General features: G+C 71.6%; 20 protein-coding genes and 1 riboswitch. Of the genes, 6 read left to right on the top strand and 14 right to left on the bottom strand.

Going from position 1 to position 20,171, the window contains the following annotated elements:
* Positions 1 to 33 precede the first annotated feature (33 nt).
* Positions 34 to 630: a Uma2 family endonuclease gene (locus HCC30_RS12540; RefSeq protein WP_169442528.1), complete on the top strand. Its 597-nt coding sequence runs from the start codon at positions 34 to 36 to the stop codon at positions 628 to 630.
* A gap of 15 nt (positions 631 to 645) precedes the next feature.
* On the opposite strand, the gene HCC30_RS12535 is transcribed toward HCC30_RS12540, so the two are convergent.
* The 5 genes from HCC30_RS12535 to HCC30_RS12520 form a co-directional block, all read right to left on the bottom strand.
* Positions 646 to 1,392, bottom strand: coding sequence for a DUF11 domain-containing protein (locus HCC30_RS12535; RefSeq protein WP_169442527.1), 747 nt, complete (start codon positions 1,390 to 1,392; stop codon positions 646 to 648).
* A gap of 193 nt (positions 1,393 to 1,585) precedes the next feature.
* On the bottom strand, positions 1,586 to 2,368 hold the full coding sequence (locus HCC30_RS28565) for a transposase (protein ID WP_346776602.1): 783 nt from the start codon (positions 2,366 to 2,368) through the stop codon (positions 1,586 to 1,588).
* Positions 2,369 to 2,411: 43 nt separating this feature from the next.
* Entirely contained in the window at positions 2,412 to 2,792 is a 381-nt protein-coding gene (locus tag HCC30_RS28560) for a hypothetical protein (RefSeq protein ID WP_240979543.1), read from the bottom strand.
* 277 nt (positions 2,793 to 3,069) lie between these two features.
* Positions 3,070 to 3,462: a VOC family protein gene (locus tag HCC30_RS12525; RefSeq protein WP_169442526.1), complete on the bottom strand. Its 393-nt coding sequence runs from the start codon at positions 3,460 to 3,462 to the stop codon at positions 3,070 to 3,072.
* A complete protein-coding gene (locus tag HCC30_RS12520) occupies positions 3,459 to 3,758 on the bottom strand; it encodes a metalloregulator ArsR/SmtB family transcription factor (protein WP_346776601.1) in 300 nt (99 codons plus the stop codon). Before HCC30_RS12520 ends, HCC30_RS12525 begins: the two co-directional genes overlap by 4 nt.
* Before the next feature lie 150 nt (positions 3,759 to 3,908).
* Here HCC30_RS12520 and HCC30_RS12515 point away from each other — a divergent pair, with 150 nt between their 5' ends.
* The gene (locus tag HCC30_RS12515; protein ID WP_169442524.1) at positions 3,909 to 4,880 is read left to right on the top strand and encodes an alpha/beta hydrolase; all 972 of its coding nucleotides are present in this window, start codon (positions 3,909 to 3,911) and stop codon (positions 4,878 to 4,880) included.
* A gap of 81 nt (positions 4,881 to 4,961) precedes the next feature.
* Here HCC30_RS12515 and HCC30_RS12510 read toward each other — a convergent pair whose 3' ends face one another.
* The 6 genes from HCC30_RS12510 to thrC all read right to left on the bottom strand — a co-directional run bounded on the left by HCC30_RS12510 (position 4,962) and on the right by thrC (position 12,051).
* Entirely contained in the window at positions 4,962 to 6,437 is a 1,476-nt protein-coding gene (locus tag HCC30_RS12510; protein ID WP_169442523.1) for an alanine/glycine:cation symporter family protein, read from the bottom strand.
* Between the two features lie 221 nt (positions 6,438 to 6,658).
* Positions 6,659 to 7,456 carry a VOC family protein gene (locus HCC30_RS12505; protein ID WP_169442522.1) on the bottom strand — a complete coding sequence of 266 codons (798 nt, stop codon included), beginning with the start codon at positions 7,454 to 7,456 and terminating at the stop codon, positions 6,659 to 6,661.
* A gap of 174 nt (positions 7,457 to 7,630) precedes the next feature.
* A complete protein-coding gene (gene groL, locus HCC30_RS12500) occupies positions 7,631 to 9,259 on the bottom strand; it encodes a chaperonin GroEL (RefSeq protein WP_169442521.1) in 1,629 nt (542 codons plus the stop codon).
* 369 nt (positions 9,260 to 9,628) lie between these two features.
* Complete coding sequence (locus tag HCC30_RS12495; RefSeq protein WP_016472377.1) at positions 9,629 to 9,832, bottom strand: cold-shock protein; 204 nt, start codon at positions 9,830 to 9,832, stop codon at positions 9,629 to 9,631.
* Positions 9,833 to 10,468: 636 nt separating this feature from the next.
* Positions 10,469 to 10,747: a MoaD/ThiS family protein gene (locus HCC30_RS12490; protein WP_169442520.1), complete on the bottom strand. Its 279-nt coding sequence runs from the start codon at positions 10,745 to 10,747 to the stop codon at positions 10,469 to 10,471.
* Positions 10,744 to 12,051 carry a threonine synthase gene (gene thrC, locus HCC30_RS12485; RefSeq protein WP_169442519.1) on the bottom strand — a complete coding sequence of 436 codons (1,308 nt, stop codon included), beginning with the start codon at positions 12,049 to 12,051 and terminating at the stop codon, positions 10,744 to 10,746. The genes HCC30_RS12490 and thrC overlap by 4 nt, the downstream gene beginning before the upstream one ends.
* Positions 12,052 to 12,068: 17 nt before the next feature.
* A riboswitch (SAM riboswitch) is annotated at positions 12,069 to 12,211 on the bottom strand.
* Positions 12,212 to 12,390: 179 nt separating this feature from the next.
* On the opposite strand from thrC, the gene HCC30_RS12480 reads away from it, so the two are divergent.
* A complete protein-coding gene (locus HCC30_RS12480; protein WP_169442518.1) occupies positions 12,391 to 13,398 on the top strand; it encodes a glucosyl-3-phosphoglycerate synthase in 1,008 nt (335 codons plus the stop codon).
* 85 nt (positions 13,399 to 13,483) lie between these two features.
* Positions 13,484 to 14,986 carry a trehalose-6-phosphate synthase gene (locus tag HCC30_RS12475; RefSeq protein WP_169442517.1) on the top strand — a complete coding sequence of 501 codons (1,503 nt, stop codon included), beginning with the start codon at positions 13,484 to 13,486 and terminating at the stop codon, positions 14,984 to 14,986.
* 2 nt (positions 14,987 to 14,988) lie between these two features.
* Here the strand turns inward: HCC30_RS12475 and otsB are convergent, their stop codons facing one another.
* The 3 genes from otsB to HCC30_RS12460 are packed head-to-tail and all read right to left on the bottom strand — an operon-like array spanning position 14,989 to position 17,466.
* Positions 14,989 to 15,867, bottom strand: coding sequence for a trehalose-phosphatase (gene otsB, locus HCC30_RS12470; RefSeq protein ID WP_169442516.1), 879 nt, complete (start codon positions 15,865 to 15,867; stop codon positions 14,989 to 14,991).
* A 29-nt stretch (positions 15,868 to 15,896) separates the two neighbouring features.
* Positions 15,897 to 16,154 carry a DUF3263 domain-containing protein gene (locus tag HCC30_RS12465; protein WP_169442515.1) on the bottom strand — a complete coding sequence of 86 codons (258 nt, stop codon included), beginning with the start codon at positions 16,152 to 16,154 and terminating at the stop codon, positions 15,897 to 15,899.
* 46 nt (positions 16,155 to 16,200) lie between these two features.
* A complete protein-coding gene (locus HCC30_RS12460) occupies positions 16,201 to 17,466 on the bottom strand; it encodes an extracellular solute-binding protein (RefSeq protein ID WP_240979516.1) in 1,266 nt (421 codons plus the stop codon).
* A gap of 374 nt (positions 17,467 to 17,840) precedes the next feature.
* Here HCC30_RS12460 and HCC30_RS12455 point away from each other — a divergent pair, with 374 nt between their 5' ends.
* Positions 17,841 to 18,923: an ROK family protein gene (locus tag HCC30_RS12455; protein ID WP_346776600.1), complete on the top strand. Its 1,083-nt coding sequence runs from the start codon at positions 17,841 to 17,843 to the stop codon at positions 18,921 to 18,923.
* Positions 18,920 to 20,110, top strand: coding sequence for an N-acetylglucosamine-6-phosphate deacetylase (gene nagA / locus HCC30_RS12450; protein ID WP_169442513.1), 1,191 nt, complete (start codon positions 18,920 to 18,922; stop codon positions 20,108 to 20,110). Before HCC30_RS12455 ends, nagA begins: the two co-directional genes overlap by 4 nt.
* Positions 20,111 to 20,171 lie beyond the last annotated feature (61 nt).

Here is a 20,171-nt window from a genome sequence, read left to right as displayed (position 1 = left end):
GAGGCCCGCAAACCGTCTGCGATCGTGCCGCGCATGACCGTTCCCGAGCCCGGCGACCCCGATTACGTCTGGCCACGCCCACCCCAGGGCGGATACACGGCGGACGACCTGGACCGGCTCCCGAATCTTCCGCCGCACACCCAACTGCTCGATGCAAGCCTGGTGTTCGCCAGCCGGCAGACGAACTTCCACAGCCGGGTGACAAGTGCGCTGGGACTCTCCCTGGTCCACCAGGCAGGTCCCGCCGTCGAAGTCATCCACCAGATGACCGTGACCCTCGGCAGGCGTGACCGCCCCGAACCGGACCTCATGCTCGTCCGCGCCGAAGCCGACGAGGGCCCGGCCCAGACGTCGTACGCACCCGAGGACGTCCTCCTCGCCGTGGAGGTCGTCTCCCCCGACTCCGTCGCCCGCGACCGTGACGCCAAGCCTCGCAAGTACGCCGCCGCGGGCATCCCCCACTTCTGGCGCGTCGAGAACGACAACGGCCGACCCGTCGTCTACGTCTTCGAGCTGGAGCCCGCCACCCGCACCTACGCCCCCACCGGCATCTTCCGCGACCGGCTCAAGGTGACGGTCCCCTGCCCCCTCGACATCGACCTCACCGAGGCGCAGCTCCCCAACGGCTGACCGGCCGCGCGTACGTCAGCCCGCGCGCCCCGCCCGCCTCCGGTACGTCACGAACGCCGCCCCGCCCGCGAGGACCAGGGCCGCGCCCGCCGATCCGTACAGCCACGGGTGGCCGCCGCCGTCGGCGGAGGCGCCGGAGGGGGAGGCGTGCAGGACGTCGGCGTCGGAGGCGCAGCCGATGATCCGGCCGACCGTGTTGCCCCGCCGCCGCTCCGCCGACTCCTCGCCGCCACCGCCCTGTTCGGGGTTCTCCGGCTGCGGCGCCGCCTTCCCGTCCCGTACGCGGACGGACTCCTGCACGCACACGCTCGTCGACAGTCGCACGGCGGTGGTGCCCCGCCCGTCGCCCTGCGTCTCGGGCCGCTTCGGGTCCTCCTCGGCGACGGCCTGCCCCGCCTCGTGCTCCGCGATCGTGCCGACGTCGCCGTCCAGGGACAGCCGTACGGTGCCCTTCGCCGGGAGATCCGTGTACCAGCTCGCCCGCCCCGGCTTGAGGTACGCCTTCGGCTCCGAGCCCGAGGGGTGCAGGGAGGCGGGCATCGTCTGGGTGACGGTCAGCCCCTTCAGATCCCGCGCGGACGTGTTGCGCAGCGTGATCGTGTACCGCGTACTGGCCCCCTCCCGCAGCGACTTCCCCTCGTTGGCGACCCGCACGTCGACGGGCGCGGGCTGCGCGGCGGGAGTGGACGCGGCCGCGGCCACGGGCGCGGCCGACAGCAGCAGGACCACCGAAGCGGCGGCTCCACGGGACAACCTGGACAACACGAACGACCTCCGAGCGGACGGCGAGTTGAACATTCCACCCCGACTGTCAGGGGACGCAACTACGCTCTACGGTGACGCAGTTCACACACCACACCATGCCCCACGGAAAGCTGGGAGCGATGACACAAACCGACGGACAGCCTCCCACCCTCTGGCAGTACTGCGGCCAGCAGTTGACTTCCTCCCGGCCCTAAAGGACAGGGATTCCGGGGTCAGCACTCCGCGCTGCCGCCCGGGTTCGGCCGGTCGCCCGGCCTACGGGTTCCTGCTTCGCAGACCGGGTATCCCCGAGGTCTCCACAGGCTGACACGGACTGCCCGCCCGCGTATCTGATGTTCTTGGCCGCGTTGACGTCAGCGTTCTCCGCATGTCCGCAGCCTGCGGCTTTACACCGGAACACAGCTTGGCTCTCGCGGTTGTTCTCGGTGACGAAGCCGCACGCGGAACAGCGTTGCGACGTGTACGCGGGGTTGACCTTCACCAGGCGTGTGCCCGTGTACCGGGCCGCGCCTGCGAGGGCCTGTTCGAGGCGGTGCCAGCCCTTGTTGAGGATCGCCTTGTTCAGGCCCCGCTTCTGTGCGACACGACGGCCGGGCTCAGCCACCGTGCCGGAGGCCGAGGCGGACATGTTGCGGGTCTTGAGGTCCTCCAGGGCAACGAGCTCGTTCTTCGCGGTGATCCGCCCGGCGACCTGGGCGCAGAAGTCGCCGCGCCGGTCGGTAACCCGGCCCATGACCCGGTTCATCGCCGCGACGGTCTTCCGCCGGTTCGCGCTGCCCTTCTTACTGCGGGCGAGGCGCTGTTGCAGTCGCCGGTACCGCAGACTCTCACCACCCGTGACGAACGCACGGTCATGAAAGTCGCCGTCTGAGGTGACCGCAGCGAACCGTACGCCCCGGTCGATGCCGACCGCAGTGCCCGGCTTGGCGTGCTGCTCGGGAGCTTCGGCCCGGTCCTCCACAAGGAAGGACACGAACCAGTGCCCGGCCTTGCGGGACAGTGTGGCGGACCGTATCTCACCGCCAGGGGGGGCGGGACCAGCGGAAGCGGACCCAGCCCAGCTTGGGGAGCTTGACCCGCCCCCACTTCCGGCCGAGCCGTTCCACGGCGATGAGGTTCCCAGCCGGAAAGCGGAACGAAGGTGCCCAACGGTTCTTGGACCGCCAGCGGACCTTGAACGTGCCGTGGTCCCGGCAGGCGCGGTCCAGGTCTCTCAGCGTCTGCTGAAGCACATGGGAGGGAGCCGCCCTGAGCCAGGAATGCTCACGCTTGGCATCGGCCAGCTCAGCAGCCTGCGGAACGTAATTCATCCACGCCCCGCGCAACCGATACTGACGCCGCTGGTCAAGGCCGGTATTCCACACTGCCCGGCAGATGTTCCCGAACTCCTCACACATCTCCGCCTGCCCGACCGTGAGCGCGAGACGGTAACGACAACCCGACAGCATGGACCCCAACGCCCCCCACCAGAACGGAAGTTAACCAACGTTAACATCGCCGGGCACGGATGAGGAAGGTTTACTCCCGCTCGCTGGAATTCTTCGAGTACGGGACGAAGGCAATCAGTCTGTGGCGGTACGACCCACTGTCGGCACCCGGGCTCACGTCTGGCCTGAATACCGTCAGCGCCACTCGTCAACGGTATGGACTGATCCGCGCATTGACCCTCACCCCCTACTCCGGCTCCGTGGCGATCTGGATGAGGTTGCCGCAGGTGTCGTCGAAGACGGCGAGGGTGACGGGGCCCATCTCCACGGGCTCCTGGGTGAAGTGGACGCCGTGGCCGCGCAGGCGCTCGTACTCGGCGTGCACGTCGTCGACGGCGAACTGGGCGAGCGGGATGCCGTCGCCGATGAGCGCGTCGCGGTACGCCTTGACGGCCGGGTGGCCGGCGGGCTCCAGGAGGAGTTCGGTGCCGCCGGGCTCGTCGGGGGAGACGACGGTCAGCCACCGGTCCGTCTCGCCGACGGGGACGTCGTGCTTCTTCGCGAAGCCGAGGATCTGGGTGTAGAAGTGCTCGGCCTTGGCCTGGTCGTCGACGAAGACGCTGGTCAGGTGGATCTTCATGGGGAGTTCTCCTCGGGTGGAGTGCCGGGTGCGAGCCACCGGTCGGCGATCTGCCGCAGCGGGGCGGGGTTGAGGTCGTGGTACTTGTAGCGGCCCTCCCGCCTGGTCTCGACGAGCCCGGCGGCCTCCAGCACGGCGAGGTGCTGGGAGATCCCCTGCCGGGAGGTGCTGAGCCGGTGCTTCATGGTCAGTCGCGAGCAGATCTCGAACAGTGTCTGCCCGGAACGCTCCGCGAGCTCGTCGAGGATGGTCCTGCGGGTGGGGTCGGCGAGGGCTTTGAAGACGTCGTCGGCCACCACCCCAGAATAGGCAAGCATCCACTTGCCTATCAACCCGGGTGCCGCCGCGGACCGGCCGGTTCCGGACTTGCGGGCGCCGCCGGAAGGCCGAACGATGCGAGAGGCCCCACCTTCCGCGCCCGGCACGCCCGACGTCTGGAGCCCACCATGGCGGACTCGCCTCCCCCTTCCGACCCCGTACTGGAACCCGCCGCCAGGGAACTGGCCGAGGCCACCTCACCGCACCCGCGGATCTACGAGGTACCGCCCGAGCAGGGACGGAACATCCTCGCCGGACTCCAGACCGGCGAGGGCGTGGACAAACCGGCGGTGGACGAGGAGTGGGTGACCGTCGACGCGGGCGCCTGGGGCTCCGTCCGCGTCCGGATCGTCCGCCCGAGCGGGGTCACCGGACCGCTGCCCGTGGTGCTCTATCTGCACGGCGCGGGCTGGGTGTTCGGGGACGAGCACACCCACGACCGGCTGGTCCGCGAACTGGCCGTCGGCGCGCGGGCCGCGGCCGTCTTCCCGGTGTACGACCGCGCGCCGGAGGCGAAGTACCCGAAGCAGATCGAGCAGAACTACGCCGTCGGCCGCTGGATCGTCGGCGAGGGCGCCGCGCACGGGCTCGACGCCGCGCGGATCGCGGTGTGCGGGGACTCGGTCGGCGGCAACATGTCGGCCGTGTTCGCGCTGCTGGCGAAGGAGCGCGGGGACGTCCCGCTGCGCGCCCAGGTGCTGCTGTACCCGGTCACGGACTCCGACTTCGACACCCCCTCGTACCTCCGGTTCGACGAGGGCTACTTCCTGACCCGCGACGGCATGATCTGGTTCTGGGACCAGTACACGAGCGACCCGCAGCAGCTCACCGAGCAGTACGCGGCCCCGCTGCGCACCCCCGTCGACCAGCTGCGCGGACTGCCGCCCGCCCTCGTCCTCACCGCCGAGGCGGACGTCCTGCGGGACGAGGGCGAGGCGTACGCGGCGAAGCTCCGGCAGGCGGGCGTGGACGTGACGGCGGTCCGCGTCCTGGGCGTGGTGCACGACTTCCTGATGCTGGACAGCCTCCGCGACTGCGCCGGCACGGCCGTCGCCCGCCGGATCACCGTCGACGCGCTCAGGAACGCCCTCGACAGCTGACGCCCGCACACAACGCCGAAGCCCGGCGCCGGTCCGCACATACGGACCGGCGCCGGGCTCAGGAAGCTCAGGGCAGGGAGGTCAGGCAGTCGGCTCGTCCGCCGTCTTCCGCTCCTGGGACGGCTCGGAGGACGGCCCCCAGCACTCGATCTCGCCGCGCAGGCCGGGGACGCGATCCCGGGTGAAGACGGGGTCGAGGCCCTGGCGGCGCTGCTCCTGGTAGTCGGCGAGCAGCTTCCAGGCGACGGCGGAGAGCGGCAGGATCGCGAGCAGGTTGACCAGCGCCATGCCGCCCATGAACACGTCCGCCAGGTTCCACACCACGTCGACGGAGCCGAGCGCGCCCGCGAAGACGACGCACAGGACCAGCACCCGGAAGCTCGGCAGCACCCACTTCTTCTTCGTGAGGAACTGGATGTTGGACTCGCCGTAGTAGTAGTTGCCGATCAGCGTGCTGAAGGCCAGCAGGAAGACGATCAGCGTCAGCAGGTGACCGGCCCAGCCGCCGAGGGTGTCGGTGAACGCGGTCTGCGTGAGGTCGGCGCCCTGGCGGGTGGACAGGTCGGGGTTGCTGGTCAGGATGATGAACGCGGTCATCGAGCAGATCAGCAGCGTGTCGAAGAAGACGCCCAGCGTCTGCACCAGGCCCTGCTTGACGGGGTGGGAGACCTCGGCCGTCGCCGCCGCGTTGGGCGCCGAGCCGAGACCGGCCTCGTTGGAGAACATGCCGCGCCGGATGCCCTGCTGGATCGCGGCACCGATCGCACCGCCGGCGACCTCGCGGAGGCCGAAGGCGCCGCCGATGATGTCCGCGAAGACGCGCGGCAGGTCACCGATGTTCAGGACCACGACGACGAGGCCGACCAGCACGTACAGCACGGCCATGAACGGCACGATCACCGTCGTCGCCTGCGCGATCCGCCGCACCCCGCCGAAGATGATCAGGCCGAGCAGCGCGACCAGGAAGACGCCGACGGCCTGCGGCAGCCAGCTCTCGTTCCCGGAGTCGCCGAGCGAGCCGGAGACCACCGAGGCGATGGTGTTGGACTGCACCGCGTTGAAGACGAACCCGAAGGTCAGCGTGATGACGACGGCGAAGATCCCGCCCGCCCAGCGCTTCCCCAGCCCGTGCTGCATGTAGTACGCGGGCCCGCCCCGGTACGTGCCGCCCGCGCGCTTGTCCCGCACCTTGTACAGCTGCGCCAGCGAGGACTCGACGAACGCGGAGGACGCGCCGAGCAGCGCCATCACCCACATCCAGAAGACCGCCCCGGCGCCGCCCGCCGTGATGGCCGCGGCGACACCGGCGATGTTGCCGGTACCGACCCGCGCCGCCGCCGAGATGGTGAACGCGCCGAAGGAGGACACCTGCTTCTGCCCGTCCGGGCCGACCTCGGCCTTGCCGCCGATCACCCGGAACATCTCGGGCAGCAGCCGCAGCTGGACCCCTCGCGAGCGGAAGGTGAAGTACAGCGCCGCGCCGATGACCAGCGGGATCAGCAGATAGGCCCAGAAGGCGTCGTTGACGTCCAGGATGAGGCTGTTCAGGGAGTCCACAGACGGTGTCCTCGGGGTCGGAGGGGCAGGTCCGGCGACACGAGGGGATACCTCGCCGCGCTCGTGCGGATTCGGACGCGAATGGGTGTTCCCGCCAAATCCACGGCAGACTACCCGGCCGACGGGCCCGGGGGAATCGTGAGCTCGGTAACCGGAACGTGCGCGCGGTCGCGCGAGGGGGTGCCCCTACCCCGTCCGTCGCCGGCCACTCCCCCGGGGCGCTACGCCGCGTCGGAGATGTTCGGCATCTCGCCTTCCGTGGTGCCCGTGTCGATCGCGGCGAAGGTCGCGCCCTGCGGATCGGACAGCACCGCGAAGCGGCCGAACGGCGTGGTCATCGGCCCGAACCGGAGCTTCCCGCCCCGGTCGGTGGCCCGGACCACGGCCGCGTCGCAGTCGAAGACCGCGAAGTAGAGCTGGATGTGCGGCGGCACCTCCGGCGGGAAGTCCGCCCCCATCCGCATCCGTCCCAGCACCGTCTCGTCACCGAGGTCGAAGATCTTGAAGTCGATCTCCTCGTCCTCCAGCCGCCGCACCCGGTACGGGAAGACGCCGGGGAAGAAGGCGTCGGAGCTCTCCGGGTCCCGGGTGAACACCTCGGCCCAGCAGAACGAGCCCCGCTCGCCGCGCTTCTCGAAGCCCTCGTGCCGCCCGGCCTGCCAGGCGCCGAACACGACCCCGGCCGGGTCCCGGGCGAGCAGCATCGAGCCGAAGTCGCCGACCCGCATGGGCTCCATCAGCACGTCGCCGCCCATGTCCCGCACCCGCCGCGCCGTGGCGACGACGTCGTCCGAGGCGAAGTACAGGCACCAGGCCGACTGCTCCTCCTGGCCGGGCATCGGCGGCACGATCGCGGCGACCGCCTTGCCGTCCGAGTACGCCTCCGTGTAGTTGCCGTACTCGGTGGCGCTCTCGCCGAACGTCCAGCCCAGCACGTCCCCGTAGAAGCTCTTCGCGCCCTCCAGGTCGGTGAACATCGCGTCGGCCCAGCAGGGAGTGCCTTCCGGTAGCGCGGCCATGGCTCCCACCTCCAGTACGGGACGGACCCCACCCTCCACGCTAGGAGCCCGCGTGCCCGGCCGCTCACCGTCACCGTGCCCAGAACGCGCCGAGGGCGGCGCCCCCTCGCGGGGAGCGCCGCCCTCGGTCTGCCGTCTCCGGCAGGTACAGCGTGGGTGCTGATCGCGGGGCGATCAGAAGCCCATGTCGCCGCCCATGCCACCGGTCGGGTCGGCCGCACCGGCGCCCGCCTTCTCCGGCTTGTCGGCGATGACGGCCTCGGTGGTGAGGAAGAGCGCCGCGATGGAGGCGGCGTTCTGCAGCGCCGAACGCGTCACCTTGGCCGGGTCGTTGATGCCCTCGGCGAGCATGTCGACGTACTCGCCGGTGGCCGCGTTGAGGCCCTGGCCCGGGGTCAGGTTGCGGACCTTCTCCGTGACGACGCCGCCCTCGAGACCGGCGTTGACCGCGATCTGCTTGAGCGGGGCCTCCAGCGCGAACTTCACGGCCTGCGCACCGGTGGCCTCGTCGCCCTCGAGCTCCAGCTTGTCGAAGACCGTGGAGGCCTGCAGCAGGGCGACGCCACCGCCGGCGACGATGCCCTCCTCGACGGCCGCCTTCGCGTTGCGAACGGCGTCCTCGATGCGGTGCTTGCGCTCCTTGAGCTCCACCTCGGTGGCGGCGCCGGCCTTGATGACGGCCACGCCGCCGGCCAGCTTCGCGAGGCGCTCCTGGAGCTTCTCGCGGTCGTAGTCCGAGTCGGAGTTCTCGATCTCGGCGCGGATCTGCGAGACGCGGCCCGCGACCTGCTCGCTGTCACCGGCACCGTCGACGATGGTCGTCTCGTCCTTGGTGATCTGGACCTTGCGGGCGCGGCCGAGCAGCTCCAGACCGGCGTTCTCCAGCTTGAGGCCGACCTCCTCGGAGATGACCTGACCGCCGGTGAGGATGGCGATGTCGCCGAGCATGGCCTTGCGACGGTCACCGAAGCCCGGGGCCTTCACGGCGACGGACTTGAAGGTGCCGCGGATCTTGTTGACGACCAGCGTGGACAGGGCCTCGCCCTCGACGTCCTCCGCGATGATCAGCAGCGGCTTGCCCGACTGCATGACCTTCTCCAGCAGCGGAAGGAGGTCCTTCACGTTGGAGATCTTGGAGTTGACGATGAGGATGTAGGGGTCCTCGAGCTCCGCCTCCATGCGCTCCATGTCGGTCGCGAAGTAGGCGGAGATGTAGCCCTTGTCGAAGCGCATGCCCTCGGTGAGCTCAAGCTCGAGCCCGAAGGTCTGCGACTCCTCGACGGTGATGACGCCTTCCTTGCCGACCTTGTCCATGGCCTCGGCGATCAGCTCACCGATCTGGTTGTCGCCGGCGGAGATGGAGGCGGTGGAGGCGATCTGCTCGCGGGTCTCCACGTCCTTGGCCTGCTCCAGCAGGGCGGCGGAGACGGCCTCGGTGGCCTTCTCGATGCCGCGCTTCAGCGCCATCGGGTTGGCACCGGCGGCAACGTTGCGCAGGCCCTCCTTGACGAGCGCCTGGGCGAGGACGGTCGCGGTCGTCGTGCCGTCACCGGCGACGTCGTCCGTCTTCTTCGCGACCTCCTTGACCAGCTCGGCGCCGATCTTCTCGTAGGAGTCCTCGAGCTCGATCTCCTTGGCGATGGAGACACCGTCGTTGGTGATCGTGGGGGCGCCCCACTTCTTCTCCAGCACGACGTTGCGGCCCTTGGGGCCGAGGGTGACCTTGACGGCGTCGGCGAGCTGGTTCATACCGCGCTCAAGGCCGCGCCGCGCCTCCTCGTCGAACGCGATGATCTTGGCCATGTGAAGTGGTCCTCCCGGACTGGGGTACCCCTGCAAAACCTTCAGGGCGGATGCTCGGGACCGCGCTGGCGCCCGCGACGGACGGCCTCACCCCTGATGGTTCCTTGCCCCACCCGGCTGTGGACCTCACCGACCCGGTCCTTCTGTCACTCTCACTGGGAGAGTGCTAACGCAATAATTAGCACTCGGCCCCCACGAGTGCAAGCGCCTTCGGGAGGCTCGATGAGGGTGACGGGTGGGCGCAAGCGCCTTGGGAGGTACGGCCCCCGCGGACTGCGCCCCGTCCTGGCGGCCCCCGACACAGCGCGAGGGGCCGGATCCCGTTTCCGGGATTCGGCCCCTCGTCGCTCTGCGCAGTGTGGTCGGCGCTCAGCCGGTCACGCGGACCATGTCCGCCTGCGGCCCCTTCTGACCCTGCGAGATCTCGAATTCGACCCGCTGCCCTTCGTCCAGGGTGCGGTAACCGTCCATCTGGATCGCGCTGTAGTGGACGAACACGTCCGCACCACCGTCGACCGCGATGAAGCCATACCCCTTCTCCGCGTTGAACCACTTGACGGTGCCCTGAGCCATTCCTACTCCCCTATTGCTGGCCCTTTGCACAGGCCCGCACTTCACGAACCCGGGTCAGACCTCACCACCGCCCCATGTGCGAGCGGAGGCGTGCGCCGGAACGCGTCGACCGCGGCTGAATGTATCTGGACGGCAGCCCTCTGCAACAGGTCAATCGGACGAGAATTCTAGGGGCGGAGGAGCGGCCATATCCGCTCAACTTCGCACATCCCAGGACAAGTCGGGCCGGGCATAACGCATCTTCGCGACAATTTGCCTTCGGTTTTCAGGCACAACTTGTCGCGTTCTTATGCGCGTTCGGCACGTTCACGGGGGGATTCGCCGTCCACTGTATCGCGTTCTGAGACGCGGAATTACCGCTTCCGTTTGTGACAACGACAGAAACGGAACAACCCGGGCGGCATGATGGAAAATTCAACTGCCGCCCCCGACCACGGACTTCTCCCTCCCGCACACCCCTCGTACGGAGCGGACCGGAGGCCCCTCGACGGCCCGCGCACGCGACCGCGCGCGCACACCCCCGCACCCCCGGCACGCCCCCGCACAGCACAGAGCTCCGGCCGGTACGCGGGGGTGCGTACCGGCCGGAGCTCGGTGGAAATCCGCGGCTGGGCCGCTGGATCGGTCAGGCGCCGCTCAGCAGCCGCCGGCGACCGCGGGGATGATCGAGACGCCCGCGCCGTCCGGCGTCGGCGTCTGCAGGCCCTGCTCGAAGCGGACGTCGTCGTCGTTCACGTACACGTTGACGAAGCGGCGCAGCTTGCCCTCGTCGTCCAGGACGCGCGCGCCGATGCCCGCGTGGTTCTTCTCCAGGTCGGTGAGGACCTCTTCGAGCGTCCCGCCCTCGGCGGCGACCTCGGACTGCCCGCCGGTGTAGGTGCGGAGGATGGTGGGGATGCGGACGTTCACGCTCATGATGCGAGGCCAGCCTCTCGGAAGGATTCCAGGGTGGGGCGGATGGTGGCGGTCGGACCGGTGGTCGGGGCCACCGCGTCCAGGGTCTTGAGGCCGTCACCAGTGTTGAGGACGACGGTGGTCAGCGTCGGGTCGAGCTTGCCGTCCTCGATCAGCTTCTTCGTGACGCCGACGGTCACGCCGCCCGCGGTCTCGGCGAAGATGCCCTCGGTGCGGGCGAGCAGCTTGATCGCGTCGACGACCTGCTCGTCGTTCACGTCCTCCACGGCGCCGCCGGTGCGGCGGGCGATGTCGAGGACGTAGGGGCCGTCGGCCGGGTTGCCGATGGCGAGGGACTTGGCGATCGTGTCCGGCTTCTGCGGCCGGACGACGTCGTGGCCGTCCTTGAAGGCGCGGGAGACCGGCGAGCAGCCCTCCGCCTGGGCGCCGAAGATCTTGTACGGCTTGTCCTCGACGAGGCCCAGGGAGATGAGCTCCTTCAGCCCCTTGTCGATCTTCGTCAGCTGCGAGCCCGAGGCGATCGGGATGACGATCTGGTCCGGGAGCTCCCAGCCCAGCTGCTCGCAGATCTCGTACGCGAGGGTCTTGGAGCCCTCGGCGTAGTACGGGCGGAGGTTGACATTGGTGAAGCCCCAGCCCTCGCCGATCGGGTCGCCGATGAGCTCCGAGCAGAAGCGGTTGACGTCGTCGTAGTTGCCCTGGATGCCGACGAGTTCACCGCCGTACACCGCGGCCATGACGACCTTGCCCTGCTCCAGGTCGTGCGGGATGAACACGCACGAGCGGAACCCGGCCCGCGCGGCGGCGGCCGCGACGGCACCGGCGAGGTTGCCCGTCGAGGAGCAGGAGAGGGTGGTGAAGCCGAAGGCGCGGGCCGCCTCGACTGCGATGGCGACGACGCGGTCCTTGAAGGAGTGCGTCGGGTTGCCGGAGTCGTCCTTGACGTGCAGGGCGCCGGTGATGCCGAGCTCGGCGGCGAGCCGGTCGGCCCGGACGAGCTTGGTGAAGCCGGGGTTGATGTTCGGCTTCGAGGCGACGTCGGCCGGCACCGGGAGCAGCGGCGCGTAGCGCCAGATGTTGTCGGGCCCCGCCTCGATCTGCTTGCGCAGGGTCTCCGGGTCGCCGCCGGGCAGGTCGTAGGCGACCTCCAGCGGCCCGAAACAGGCTTCACAGGCGAAGATCGGGCCGAGTGCGAAACGCTCGCCGCATTCGCGGCAGGAAAGTGTGGTGGCGGGTCCGAGAGAGACGCCGGGAGTGGTCGAACCGGACGCTGCGGACTGCTCGGGTGCGGCTTGCACAGCCATGGAGGCGAGGCCCTTTCTCCTCATCTTCCCCGTGACGGATCTCGCCACGAGACGGAATTGGCACCTTCCCGAGCCGGGAGCCCCGCGCTGGAATGCAGGACCGGCTGGAGGGTTGCCGGGGCTTCAACGGGCCGTTTCCCTCTGCCCCTCTGGATGAGCTGTATGAAGTTGTCGGACGGCCGCCGTACTGCCGCGACCGTGCCGGTGCGCAGAGCGACCCCGGCATGCGGTGGTCCTCCGCGTTGTTCAAGACTGTAGCGGACAGCCCCCTTTACGGAACCAGCTGTCCGTACCGCGAGACAGATCACAGCAGACCGATGAAAGACCGGGAGTATCCGCGTGTTGCCAGAAGTTGATCAGTGGCTGAGCCGTCGGTCCTGGTCAGCGGCCGATCGTCCGCTCACCGAATTGCTCGCCGCGAAGCGCGCCCGCGGCGCGGGCCTCCCCGGGACGAGCGTCAGCGTCGTGCTGCCCGCGCTGAACGAGGAGCGGACCGTCGGCGAGATCGTCGGGGTCATCCGGCGGGAGCTGATGACCGAAGAGGTGCCGCTGGTCGACGAGTTGGTGGTGCTGGACTCCGGCTCGACCGACCGCACCGGCGAGGTGGCGGCCGCGGCGGGCGCCAAGGTCGTGCACCGGGACGAGGTGCTGCCCCGGCTGCCCGCGCTGCCCGGCAAGGGCGAGGTGCTGTGGCGCTCACTGCTGGTCACCAGCGGCGACATCGTCTGCTTCGTGGACGCCGACCTGGTCGGCTTCTCCCCGGACTTCGTCTCCGGCATCGTCGGGCCGCTGCTCACCGAGCCGTCGCTGCAGCTGGTCAAGGCCATGTACGACCGGCCGCTCGGCGACGACCCCGCGGGCGGCGGCCGGGTCACGGAGCTGGTGGCCAGGCCGCTGCTGAACCTGCACTGGCCGCTGCTCTCCGGCTTCGTGCAGCCGCTGGGCGGCGAGTACGCGGCCCGCCGCTCGCTGCTGGAGCGGCTGCCCTTCCCGGTCGGGTACGGCGTCGAACTCGGGCTGCTGACCGACGCGTTGGAGCTCGCCGGGCTGGACGCGCTGGCCCAGGTCGACGTCGGCGTGCGGCGGCACCGGAACCAGGACGGCGCCGCGCTCGGACGGATGGCCGCGGCGATACACCGCACCGCGCAGCGGCGGCTGGCGGCTCCGGCGAGCGGGCCGTACGACCGGGAGCGGGCGGTGCGGCGGGAGCTGCCGCCCAGCCCGGAGCTGGTCCAGTTCGAGCGGGTCCCGGCGGGCGGGTTCACCGCGCGTACGCACCCGGTGGACACGGAGGAGCGGCCGCCGATGTGCGAGCTCTGGGAGTACGTGCACCGGCGTGCGGCCTGAGCCGGCGGCTGGGAGCGTGGAGCCGCGGGCGGCCCGCCCGCTGGTGGAACGTTTGAACGGATCTGCGGAGGGCTAGGCTGCGGAAATGGTCGCTGAACGCGCTGCCCCGGAGTACGGGAAGGCTCAGGTCCTGGTCGCCTCCAACCGCGGCCCCGTCGCCTACACCCGCGAGGACGACGGCACGCTGACCCCGCGGCGCGGTGGCGGCGGTCTGGTCTCCGGCCTCTCGGCGATCGGCCCCGAGGCGGGCGCGGTCTGGGTGTGCGCGGCGCTCGGCGAGGCCGACCGCGCGGCCGCCGCGGAGCGGGCGGAGGAGCACCGGCTGGACCCGGAGCACACCGGCGGCCAGGCCGTACGGATGCTCGGCATCCCGGCGGACGTCTTCGCCGACGCGTACAACGGCGTCGCCAACTCGGTGCTGTGGTTCGTCCACCACATGCTGTACCAGACGCCGCTGGAGCCCTCGTTCGGCGCGGAGTTCGCGCGCGAGTGGGCCTCGTACGAGGCGTACAACGCGGCCTTCGCGGACGCGCTCGCCGAGGAGGCCGCCGAGGGCGCGGCCGTCCTCGTGCAGGACTACCACCTGACGCTGGTGCCCGGGATGCTCCGGCGGCGCCGCCCCGACCTGCGGATCGGCCACTTCTCGCACACGCCCTGGGCACCGCCCGACTACTACCGGATGCTGCCGGACGACGTCGCGGCCGAGGTGCTGCGCGGTGTGCTCGGCGCCGGCCGGGCCGCGTTCCTCACCCGCCGCTGGGCCCGCGCCTTCGTGGACTGCTGCGCCCGGGTGCTCGGCGCCGAGGTCACCGAATCGTCCGCGCACGGCGGCGAGTTGCTGGTGCGCTGCGAGGGGCGGACGACCCGGGTCGGGGTGCACGGGCTCGGCGCGGACGCCGCGTTCCTGCGGGAGCGCGCGCACCGGGAGGACGTCGCGGAGCGCGCGGCGCAGCTGCGCGGCCAGATCGGCGAAGACGACGACGGGGAGCCGCGGCGCACCGTCGTCCGGGTCGACCGGACGGAGCTGTCCAAGAACATCGTGCGCGGCCTGCACGCCTTCCGGCTGCTGCTCACCGAGCACCCCGAGTGGCGGGGCCGCGTGGTGCACCTGGCCTTCGCCTATCCGTCCCGGCAGGACCTGGCCGTGTACCGGGAGTACACCGAGGAGGTCGCCCGCGTCGCCGAGGAGATCAACTCGGCCTTCGGGCACCCGGGTTGGACCCCCGTCGTGCTGCACGTGCGGGACGACTTCGCGCGCTCCCTGGCCGCCTACCGGATGGCGGACGTGGCGCTGGTCAACCCGATCCGGGACGGCATGAACCTGGTCGCCAAGGAGATCCCCGTGGTCTCCGAGGACGGCTGTGCCCTGGTGCTCTCCCGCGAGGCCGGCGCGCACGAGGAGCTGGCGGCGCACACCCTCACCGTCAACCCGTACGACGTCGCGGCCACAGCCCGCGCCCTGCACGCCGCGCTCACCCTCGACCCCGAGGAGCGCAGGGCCCGCACCGCCCGCCTCGCCGCCGCCGCGACCGCACTCCCGCCCACCCGCTGGTTCCTCGACCAGCTCGACGCGCTCGACGGGGGCTGAGCTCACCCCCCGAGCCGCACCGCCAGCGCGTGCAGCAGGTGGGCGACGCCGGCGGGGCCGTCGGCCACCAGGTCGGCGGATTCGGTGAGTTGGGGCACGGTTTCGCGCGCGTCCTCGGCGGCGCTGCACACCAGGAGTCCGGGGACGCCGGCGGCGCGGAGCTCGCGGACGGCGGCGAAGGCGGCGAGGTCGCCGAGGTCGTCGCCCGCGTAGAGGACGGCGCGGGCCTCGTGTTCGCGGACGAAGGCGGTCAGCGCGCCGCCCTTGTCGACGCCGGGCGGGCGCAGCTCCAGGACCAGGCGGCCCGGTTCGACGATCAGCCCGTGCCGTGCGGCGAGCGCGTACAACGGGGCGCGCAGCCGGTCGAAGGCGGCCTGCGGGTCCTCGGTGCGCCGGGTGTGCACGGCGAGCGCGCGGCCCTTGTCCTCGGTCCAGGTGCCCGGGGGCGCGCCCAACTCCGCGAGCAGCGCGGGCAGTTCGGCGCGTACGGCGGCGATGCCGGGCGGGGGCGGGGGCGCGTGGACGGCTCCGGTGGCGGCGTTCCAGCGCTCGGCCCCGTACGCGCCGAGCACGGTGAAGCGTTCCAGGCCGGGGGCGCCGTCGAAGCCGCCGTGCCGCACCGCGGTACCGGCCGGACGTCCGGTGACGACCGCGACGGCGCCGACGAGCGGGGCGAGCCGGGAGAGCGCGGGGACGGCCTCGGGGTGCGCGCGGGCGCGCTCGGGGTCGGGGACGATCGGCGCGAGCGTCCCGTCGAAGTCCAGGGCGACGACGGCCCGTCGGGGCTCGCGCAGCAGCGCGTCCAGCCCTTCGCGCCCGTCGGCGGTGCGCGGTACGGGGAGCTCGGCCGGTCGCGGTGCGGGTTCGCTGGGGCTGCCCATGCCGGGGACGATACCGCCGCCGGGGCGGCTCAGCGCCGGGCCCGGCGGATCTCCCTGGTGCGGCGCAGGCGGTTGACGGTGACGGGGTCGTGGCGGAGGGCGCGCGGATCGTCGAGGAGGGCGTTCAGCAGCTGGTAGTAGCGCGTCGGGGACATGCCCAGCTCCTCGCGGATCGCGCGCTCCTTGGCCCCGGCGCCGGCCGCCCGGCCGCTCCGTTCGAAGGCCAGCACCGCGAGATCGCGCGCCGACAGGCCGGCCGCGCCGCTCTCGTCCTCGTCCCCGGTCATATCGTCCAACGTAGCGCGCCCCGGTGACCGGCGGCCCCGGCGTGCGTCAGCTGCGCGCCGAGGACTCCTCCGTCTCGGCCAGCCGCTGGAGGCTGCTGAGCACGTTCTTCGGGTTGCCGCCCTTCTCGACGGCCGAGCCGATCCGCTCCTTGACGGCGGCGCTGACGTGCGCCCAGGAGACCTTGCCGTCGGGGTAGTACTCGGCCTCGGAGAGCTGGTCGAGGAAGCGCCACAGCTGCTTGTGCTCGGGGTCGCGGCGCATCCGCTCGCGGGCCGCGGTGGTGACGGGCAGCAGGTCGTAGCGGTCGACGAGGGCGTAGTGCTGCTTCTCCGCGTAGACGAAGTCGAGGAAGGTGCCGAGCTCCTTCTTGCGGCCGTTGTGGCTGAAGGCCATCATCCAGTCGGCCACGCCGAGCGTCGCCTCGGACGGGCCGTCGACGCCGGGCACCACGGCCGTCCCGTAGTCCACGTCACCGCGGGCGATCTGCTGGATCAGGGTGGGGTGGCCGTTGAGCATGCCGACCTCGCCGCGGCTGAACGCGTCGAAGAGGTCCTGCCGGTCGGTGGCGCCGGGGTCGGGGTTGGTGAGCCCGGCGCCGACGAGTTCGTCGCGGAGGAAGGTGAAGGTGCGGACGTTCGCGGCCGAGTCGATCGTGTAGTGACCGACCTTGTCGGTGTATCCGCCGCCGCCGGTGAGCATCCACATCAGCGTCTCGGCGGGCGCCTCCTCGGGGCCCAGCGGCAGCCCGTACGGGATCTTCACCCCGGCGGACTTCAGCGCGGACGCCGCCTTCTTCAGTTCCTTCCAGCTCTCCGGCGGGGCCTCGGGATCGAGCCCGGCCTCGGTGAAGAGGGTCTTGTTGAAGAAGAGCAGCCGCGTGCTGGAGACGAACGGCATCCCGTACTGGACGCGGGTGACGGCGCCCGCGTCCGCGAGGCCCGGCACGAAGTCGGCCTGGACGGGGATGGAGAGCAGGTCGCTGGCGCTGTAGAGCTCGCCCTCGTTGGCGTAGTTGGCGTACGCGCCGATCTGGGCGAGGTCCGGCGGGTCACCGTCCTTGACCATCTCGGCGACCTTCCGGTCGACGTCGTTCCAGCTGTGGACGGTGATGTCGACGGATATGTCCGGGTACTTCTTGGTGAAGGCGCGGACGAGGTCCTCCCAGTACTCCTGGGAGGAGTTGTCGCCGCTCGGGTCGCCGTAGTCGGCCGCGACCAGTTTGAGGGTGACCGAGTCCGACCCCGGCCCGCTGCATCCGGCAGCCGTGACGCCGACGGCTCCCGCCGCGACCCCGGTTGCGGCCAGTCCCAAGAACCGCCGACGCTCCACCTCAACTACCCCTTCACAAAGCCTCGATGGCCACTGTGTCCCGCTCACCACCGGCCCCGCTCCTGGCTCGGGCGGGCGTGGCCCCGGCCGGTCGTGCCGGGGAGGGAGTCTTCACCGAGAGCTCCCCAAGGTCTACACCACACCACATCTCACTTCGGCATCACTAATCGCCCACCCCTCTCTCACCGGTCAACGGCGCAGGTCAGCCGACCGCCCCGGCCTTCCTCCGCATTCCGGTCAGGCGGCGGAAACCCTGCCGAAACCCCCAGGACACCCGCGGGCCGGTGCCCGGTACGTGTGACAGGTGTGGCGAGTGGACTAGACCTGTTGTGCGATCTCGCGGGAGACTGGGCGGTGTGAGTCCTCGGGAGAACGCGGAAGAGCACACGGCGGCCGGGCCGCGGGCACGCGCACAGGCGCCCGCCGACGCGGCACGGACCGTCACCGGACCCTGCCCGCCGCCCGCACCACGCGTCGCGGCCGACACCGGCGGCACGGCGTACGTCCTCGCCCTCGACGTCGGCGGCACCGGCATGAAGGCGGCGCTCGTCGACGCCGCCTCGCCCCGCCCGGAGCTGCTGCACGAGGAGCGCCGCCCGACCGGCGCCGAGCGCGGACCCGGGGCCGTCGTCGAGGCCGTCCTCGACTTCGCCGCGCACCTCGCGGCCCTCGGCACCGCGCGGTACGGCACCGGACCGGCCGCCGTCGGCCTCGCCGTCCCCGGCATCATCGACGAGCGCACCGGCACCGCCCTGTTCGCGGCGAACCTCGGCTGGCGGGACGTACCGCTGCGGGCGCTGCTCGCGGAGCGGCTCGGCGGCGTCCCCGTCGCGCTCGGGCACGACGTGCGCACCGGCGGGCTCGCGGAGGGGCGGATCGGCGCGGGCGAGGGGACCGACCGGTTCCTCTTCGTCCCCGTCGGCACCGGCATCGCCGGGGCCATCGGCATCGGAGGACGCGTCGAGCCCGGCGCGCACGGCGGCGCGGGCGAGATCGGCCACCTCCCCGTCCGCCCCGAGGGCCCGCGCTGCGGCTGCGGCCAGCGCGGCTGCCTGGAACTGTTCGCCTCCGCCGCCGCGGTCGGCCGCGCCTGGGCCGCCGTCTGCGGCGACCCGGAGGCGAGCGCGGCCGACGCGGCCGCGGCGGTCACCGCGGGCGACCCGCGCGCCGCCGCCGTCTGGCAGGACGCCGTCGACGCGCTCGCCGACGGCCTCCTCCTCGCGCTCACCCTGCTCGACCCGCGCACGCTGATCATCGGCGGAGGGCTGGCCGAGGCCGGCGACGCGCTGTTCGTGCCGCTGCGCGCGGCGCTGCGCGAGCGGGTCAGCTTTCAGCAACTCCCCACAATCGTGCCCGCGGCCCTCGGGGACGCCGCGGGATGCCTGGGCGCTGGACTTCTCGCCCGGGATCTTCTCTCCGCGGAGGTGACGAGCCGATGAGCGAGCGCAAGGTGCTGACCGGGGCCCGGATGGTGCTGCCGGACGGCGTGGTGGACGGCGGACGGCTGACCGTCGAGGGCCGCACGATCACCGGGGTGGACCCCGCACCGGTGAACGGGCCCGGTACGGCGGCGAGTCCGGGCCCCGAAGGGGAGGCCGGCGCGCTGGACCTCGGCGGACACTGGATCGTCCCCGGCTTCGTCGACATGCACGTGCACGGCGGCGGTGGCGCCTCCTTCTCCGCCGGCACCGCCGAGGAGTCGCTCGCGGTCATCGGCACCCACCGGGCGCACGGCACCACGACGATGGTCGCCTCCACCGTCACCGGCGAGCTCGACGACCTCGCCCGCCAGGCCGGCGCGCTCAGCGAACTCGTCGAGCAGGGCGACCTCGCGGGCGTCCACTTCGAGGGCCCCTTCATCGCCCACAACCGCTGCGGCGCCCACGACCCCCAGCTGCTGCGCGACCCGCACCCGGCCGACGTGCGCAAGCTGCTCGACGCGGCCCGCGGCACCGCGCGCATGGTGACCCTCGCGCCCGAACTCCCGGGCGGGCTGGAGTCGGTGGCGCTGCTCGCCGAGCACGGCGTCCTCGCCGCCGTCGGCCACACGGACGCCACCTACGACGCGACGCTGGAGGCCGTCGAGGCCGGCGCCACCGTCGCCACCCACCTGTTCAACGCCATGCCGCCGCTCAACCACCGCACCCCCGGCCCGATCGCCGCGCTGCTGGAGGACGAACGGGTCACCATCGAGCTGATCAACGACGGCACCCACCTCCACCCGGCCGTCCTGGAGCTGGCGTTCGGCAGCGCCGGCGCCGACCGGGTCGCGTTCATCACCGACGCGATGGGCGCCGCCGGCATGGGCGACGGCCGCTACCCGCTGGGCCCGCTGGAGGTCGAGGTGATCGACGGCGTCGCGCGGGTCGTCGACAGCGGCTCCATCGCGGGCTCGACGCTGACCCTGGACGAGGCGTTCCGCCGCGCGGTGACCGTCGACCGGCTCTCCCCCCTGGACGCGGTGCGGGCGCTGTGCGCCAACCCGGCCCGGCTGCTCGGCGTCGCCGACCGGGTGGGCTCGCTGGAGCCGGGCAAGACGGCCGATCTCGTCGTCCTGGACGGGGAGTTCCGGCTGACGGGCGTCATGCGGCACGGCGAATGGATCGTCACCCCGCCGCTGGGCTGAACCGGCCGGGGAGCGGCCGGGGTACCCGTCGGGACGCGACCGCTCCCGGCCAACTCCCGCC

Source organism: Streptomyces sp. HNM0574 (assembly GCF_012726235.1).
Lineage (GTDB): Bacteria > Actinomycetota > Actinomycetes > Streptomycetales > Streptomycetaceae > Streptomyces.
This window is presented reverse-complemented; position numbering and strand designations above follow the sequence as displayed.

Bases quoted from the DNA above. Each gene is read 5' to 3' on its own strand.
- HCC30_RS12540 (WP_169442528.1), top strand. From the start codon at position 34: ATGACCGTTCCCGAGCCCGGCGACCCCGATTACGTCTGGCCACGCCCA.
- HCC30_RS28560 (WP_240979543.1), bottom strand. From the start codon at position 2,792: ATGTGTGAGGAGTTCGGGAACATCTGCCGGGCAGTGTGGAATACCGGC.
- HCC30_RS12525 (WP_169442526.1), bottom strand. From the start codon at position 3,462: ATGAAGATCCACCTGACCAGCGTCTTCGTCGACGACCAGGCCAAGGCC.
- HCC30_RS12515 (WP_169442524.1), top strand. From the start codon at position 3,909: ATGGCGGACTCGCCTCCCCCTTCCGACCCCGTACTGGAACCCGCCGCC.
- HCC30_RS12505 (WP_169442522.1), bottom strand. From the start codon at position 7,456: ATGGCCGCGCTACCGGAAGGCACTCCCTGCTGGGCCGACGCGATGTTC.
- groL (WP_169442521.1), bottom strand. From the start codon at position 9,259: ATGGCCAAGATCATCGCGTTCGACGAGGAGGCGCGGCGCGGCCTTGAG.
- HCC30_RS12495 (WP_016472377.1), bottom strand. From the start codon at position 9,832: ATGGCTCAGGGCACCGTCAAGTGGTTCAACGCGGAGAAGGGGTATGGC.
- HCC30_RS12490 (WP_169442520.1), bottom strand. From the start codon at position 10,747: ATGAGCGTGAACGTCCGCATCCCCACCATCCTCCGCACCTACACCGGC.
- thrC (WP_169442519.1), bottom strand. From the start codon at position 12,051: ATGGCTGTGCAAGCCGCACCCGAGCAGTCCGCAGCGTCCGGTTCGACC.
- HCC30_RS12475 (WP_169442517.1), top strand. From the start codon at position 13,484: ATGGTCGCTGAACGCGCTGCCCCGGAGTACGGGAAGGCTCAGGTCCTG.
- otsB (WP_169442516.1), bottom strand. From the start codon at position 15,867: ATGGGCAGCCCCAGCGAACCCGCACCGCGACCGGCCGAGCTCCCCGTA.
- HCC30_RS12465 (WP_169442515.1), bottom strand. From the start codon at position 16,154: ATGACCGGGGACGAGGACGAGAGCGGCGCGGCCGGCCTGTCGGCGCGC.
- nagA (WP_169442513.1), top strand. From the start codon at position 18,920: ATGAGCGAGCGCAAGGTGCTGACCGGGGCCCGGATGGTGCTGCCGGAC.